This is a genomic window from Pseudomonas sp., from assembly GCF_030696055.1.
Lineage (GTDB): Bacteria > Pseudomonadota > Gammaproteobacteria > Pseudomonadales > Pseudomonadaceae > Aquipseudomonas.
Window position 1 is genome coordinate 1 of sequence record NZ_JAUYNP010000174.1, and the last position, 4913, is coordinate 4913.

4 protein-coding genes are annotated in these 4913 nt (G+C 63.6%); 1 reads left to right on the forward strand and 3 read right to left on the reverse strand.

All coding sequences use genetic code 11. The annotated features are described in order from the left end of the window. Positions 1-170: 170 nt before the first annotated feature. Entirely contained in the window at positions 171-1385 is a 1215-nt protein-coding gene (gene serB / locus Q8Q83_RS10345) for a phosphoserine phosphatase SerB (RefSeq protein ID WP_305623438.1), read from the reverse strand. 318 nt (positions 1386-1703) lie between these two features. Between serB and Q8Q83_RS10350 the strand changes: the two genes are divergently transcribed. Then, positions 1704-3230, forward strand: a complete 1527-nt coding sequence (locus tag Q8Q83_RS10350) for an AhpA/YtjB family protein (RefSeq protein ID WP_305623440.1) — start codon at positions 1704-1706, stop codon at positions 3228-3230. Positions 3231-3294: 64 nt separating this feature from the next. Here Q8Q83_RS10350 and Q8Q83_RS10355 read toward each other — a convergent pair whose 3' ends face one another. Together Q8Q83_RS10355 and Q8Q83_RS10360 are read right to left on the reverse strand one after the other, a co-directional pair. Next, a complete protein-coding gene (locus Q8Q83_RS10355; RefSeq protein WP_305623442.1) occupies positions 3295-4002 on the reverse strand; it encodes a membrane integrity-associated transporter subunit PqiC in 708 nt (235 codons plus the stop codon). A 294-nt stretch (positions 4003-4296) separates the two neighbouring features. Further along, a partial coding sequence (locus tag Q8Q83_RS10360) for a DNA gyrase C-terminal beta-propeller domain-containing protein (RefSeq protein ID WP_305623444.1) occupies positions 4297-4913 on the reverse strand: 617 nt, incomplete at its 5' end.

The following is a 4913-nucleotide window of genomic DNA, read 5'->3' on the forward strand; positions in this document are numbered from 1 at the left end:
TTGGGAGTGGAGGCGAGGTTGTGGGTGAGTTCCAGTGCCCGAGCGAGACGCATAAAAAATCCGATGCCAATACTGGCATCGGATTTTGATTTCTTGCGGCCAAAGGTCAAGTAAGAGGGCTTAACTGATCGGCATTAGCCCTCGGGCGGCTTTTTTGTGGGGCGCAGGTTTTATTCCTGGCCGTCACGATCACGAAAACCCAGCAAGTACAAAATGCCATCCAGTCCCAGGGTGGAGATGGCCTGCTTGGCCGATTGCTTGACCAGCGGCTTGGCGCGGAACGCCACGCCCAGGCCGGCAATCGCCAGCATCGGCAGGTCATTGGCCCCATCGCCCACGGCAATGGTCTGCTCCAGGCGCAAACCTTCCTTGTGCGCCAGTTCGCGCAACAGATCGGCCTTGCGCTGGGCATCGACTATCGGCTCGACCGCCACACCGGTGACCAGACCGTCGACTATCTGCAGTTCGTTGGCGAACACATAGTCGATGCCCAGTTGGGTCTGCAACTGTTTGGCAAAATAGCTAAAGCCGCCAGACAGAATCGCGGTCTTGTAACCCAGGCGCTTGAGTTCGGCGAACAGGGTTTGCGCGCCCTCGGTCAGACGCAAGGACGCGCCGATATCGGCCAGCACGCTTTCCGGCAGGCCCTTGAGCAGCGCCAGGCGCTCCCTGAAGCTGGCGGCGAAGTCCAGTTCGCCGCGCATGGCCCGCTCGGTAATCGCCGCCACCTGCTCACCGACGCCGGCGGCCTTGGCCAGCTCGTCGATCACCTCGGCCTCGATCAGCGTCGAGTCCATGTCGAACACCGCCAGGCGCCGGTTACGGCGGAACAGCGAGTCGCGCTGAAACGCGATATCGACGTTCAGCTCCTGGGCCACGCGGAGGAACTCGGCGCGCAGGGCGGCTGGATCCGCCGGCTCGCCGCGCACGGAGAACTCGATGCAGCCCTTGCCCTGCTCGGCCGGCATATCCAGCGGCATGCGCCCGGACAGGCGATCGATATGGTCGATATTCAGGTCATAGCGCGCGGTGATCGCACTGACCCGCTGCAACTGCTCGGCCGTCACCTTGCGCGTCAGCAGGGTGACTATATGCCGGGCCTTGCCCTGGCCGCTGACCCACTGCTGATAGTCCGCCGCGGAGACCGGGGTAAAGCGCACCTGCTGGTCCAGCTTGTAGGCGGTAAACAGCACGTCCTTGAGCACCGAAGATGCTCGCTCGGTACCGGGAATCTCCACCAGAATGCCGAAGGACAGGGTGTCATGGATCACCGCCTGGCCAATATCGAGGATATTCACCCCACCCTGAGCCAGTACGCCGGTGATGGCGGCAGTCAGACCGGGACGGTCTTCGCCGGTGATATTGATCAGGACGATTTCGCGCAAGGCGCACTCTCCAGGGCAGTATGGATTGCAGGCGGCCCGTCAATTACTTAACAAGCCAGAGAAACAGGCTGGGCGAAAACGTAGCGAGCGAGGGTTAGGCAAGGCAAAAACAGGCGAGGAAGCGGAGTGTACGAGCCGTACATGAGCATTCCGAGCCGGTTTTTAACGCGGCATAACCGAGTGCAGTAGTTTTCACACAACCTGAAAAGGCGCACATTCTACCCATTTTCGCCGTAATACAGCCACGCACGGCGCTTTGCCCGCTGCAGGGCGGCCGCTATACTGCGCGCCAACTCCAGTCGACAAGAGCCGAGCCCCGTGAACCGGCCCGCCCCCGTTAAACCCGATAACTTCTTTCTGCTGCTGTTCCAGGCCCTGCGCCAAAAACGTGTCCCCCTGGCGCTGCGCATCGTCAGCCATAGCCTGCTGCTGGTGGCTCTGGCCCTGGTGATCTACGGCTGGGTGATCGGCATGCAGTTCAAGCATGCCATGCAGCAACAGGCCGAAGCCCTGGGCACCAGCCTGATCACCCAGACGGCAGCCTCGGCCACCGAGTTGCTGGTGTCCAACGACATCCTCAGCCTCAACGTGCTACTGGGTAATCTGGTGAAGAACCCGCTGGTGGCCCATGCCGCCATCTACAGCGTGGACAACCGCATTCTCGCCGAAGCCGGCGCGCGCCCGAGCAAGAGCATGCTGGGCGAAACCGAGGGGCTATATTCGACGCCCATCACCTTCCAGGAAGTGATAGCCGGGCAACTGCGCATCAGCCTGGATATGCAGCAGTTTCAACAACCCATGACCATCAGCCTGCAGAGCATGGGCATCCTCAGCCTGATCCTGCTGGCCCTGACCCTGTCACTGAGCATGCGCCTGGGCCGGCATATCTCCACCCCTCTGCTGCAACTGCGGGTCTGGCTGCGCGACCCGGATGATCCGGCCCCGGGCGCCGGGCGTCAGGATGAGATCGGCGACCTGGCGCGTCAGCTGCAGGCCCGCCTGGTGCCGGAAAAACCGGCGCCTGAGCCGGATACGTTCTACGACGCCGCCGAGCAAGACCCGGCAGAGGACTATCTGCCAGAGTCGTTCGACGACGAGCCGGACTTCGCGGTGCCCAACCTGCGCGATCCGCACTTCGACGATCTGGATGATGAAGAGCCGCAACCGCAACGCCTGAGCCATAGAGATGAGCTGCAGGACGACCCTTTCGCCGAGTTGCGCGACGACAGCGAGTTCGCTGGACAGCCCATGCTGGCACCAGAGCCGCCCCAGCAGCCGCAACCGAGTGCGGCGCTGGCCATCCAACTGGGCGCTCAGGAGCAGCTACGGCGCCTGCCGCGCACGCGCCTGATGGAATTGCTGCAACGCTACCGCGATTGCCTGAACCAGGCTGCCGCCCTCTACCAAGGCGAGCTGCATACCCTGAGCGACGGCAGCAGCCTGATGTTGTTCCACCAGCAGGACAGCGGTGAGGATTACCTGACCCACGCCATCTGCTGTGGCGAGCTGATGCGTGCCCTCGGTCATGCCCTGCAAATCGAGGTGGCCGACAGCGGCATCACCCTGCAGCTGCAGCTGGGCCTGAGCCTGGGTGAAAACCTGCTCGAGCTCAGCCAGGGCGACCTGCTGCTCAGTGCAACCGCACAGGATGCCCTGGCGCTGTCGCAGCACAGCCGCAACCTGCTGCTGGTCGAGCGCAGCATTGCCGATGACCCGCTGGTGCGCCAGCGCGCGCGCATCCGCGCCATCGCCAGCCCGCAAGGCGCCTACTGCGTGGAGCGCTTGCTGGAGCCCTACCCCTCGCTGCTGGAGCGGCAGCTGAGCCATATGCACGAAGGCGAGTGAAGGGCTGAGTCCGCTTAAGCGGATTCAGCGGATTCAGCACTAGCGCCCAGTCAGGCAGCACAGCTTAGAAGCGGAACACTTCTGCTTCGTCGCGGTTTGGCTCCGCGACCGGAATCCGCGGCACCGCCGGCCGCGGCGCCGGCTTGGCCGGGGCAGGTTTAGGGGCGGGCTTGACCGCCACCGGAGGCGGATTGCCGTACTCCTCCACCGCCTGCGCCAATTGCTCGACCAGCTGCTGCACCACCAGGCTCTGCGCCCGCACCTGATCGACTATGGCACCCCGGTGCGCTTCTTCCAGGCGCACCAGGCGGCCGTCGAGCAACGTGCCGTCGGCAGCCGACAGGCGCCACTGCGCTTCCAATACGGCCGGACGCTCCGGCCCCGAATCCAGGCGAGTAATGGCAAGCGCCACGCGCACCTGCGGGGCAAAACCTGGCGCCGCCGGGGCCAGCACCAGGTTCTGGCTATTCAGGCGCGCAGCCAACTGGCGCAGCAGTTGCTGATCGATCTCAGACGCCAGATTGCCGGCCCAGCGCGCACCCTCGGCCGAGGTCAGGCTGCCGTCGAGCTGACGCTGCAACAAAGCCTCACGCTGCAGGTAATCGGCAATCGAAATAGGCCCCAGCAGCACCGCCACACCCTGAGTGCCCGTCGGCACGCCGAGGTTGCCGCCATCCAGTTGGTACAGCGGCGTCTGCTGGTAGCGCGTGCAGCCAGCCAGGCTCAGCACGCCAGCCAAGAGTAGAAAAACCGGGAGACGCATTACAGTCATGACACTCATCCTGCCGGCAGGCATGCCGGCATGCATAGAAAACGACGGAGACGGACTGTCTAAACAGACCATCGCGCGGCCGCCTATCATCCGCCAAAGCGCCGCCTGACTCCAGCACCGCCTTGGCCCGCGGGACTTCGCAGTCCGTTGAAAAACTACCTACGTTGCCCCTCCCGATAAAAGAAAGGGGCGTTAAAAACAGGCTCGGAATGCTCATTTACAGCTCGTAAACTCCGCTTCCTCGCCTGTTTTTGCCTTGTCTCGGCTGCCTCGCCTACATTTTTCAACGGCCTGTTAGCCCGCCACTTCGACCAACAGGCTATCGACCCGCTGGAAGCCGCGCGGCAGCTTGTTGCCACGCCGCCCGCGCTCGCCCTTGTAGTGCTCCAGATCGTCCGCCTTGAGCGACAGAGTGCGCTTGCCGGCCTGCAACACCAGGGTCGCACCCACAGGCAGCACGGCCAGATCAGTCAAGTACTCCTCGCGGCTGGCGACACGCTCGCCGGGGATGCCGATGATCTTGTTGCCCTTGCCTTTACCCAGCTGCGGCAGATCCGCGACCTTGAACAGCAACAGACGACCCTCTGTAGTCACCGCGGCCAGCCAGTCCTCTTCGCGATTGCTCAAGGGCTTGGGCGGCACCACCAGCGCACCGCTCGGCAGGCTGAGCAGGGTCTTGCCAGCCTTGTTCTTGGCCTGCAGATCCTCGCCCTTGACCACGAAACCGTAGCCGGCATCCGAGGCGATTACATACAGGGCGTTGTCATCCGGCAACAGCACGCACTCGAAGGTCGCCCCCGGCGGTGGCTGCAGGCGACCGGTGAGCGGCTCGCCCTGCCCCCGCGCGGAAGGCAGCGAGTGGGCGGGCAGCGAGTAACTGCGCCCGGTCGAATCGATAAACACCGCAAACT

Coding starts and splice junctions, on each gene's coding strand:
- Q8Q83_RS10355 (WP_305623442.1), bottom strand. CDS start 4,002: ATGACTGTAATGCGTCTCCCGGTTTTTCTACTCTTGGCTGGCGTGCTG.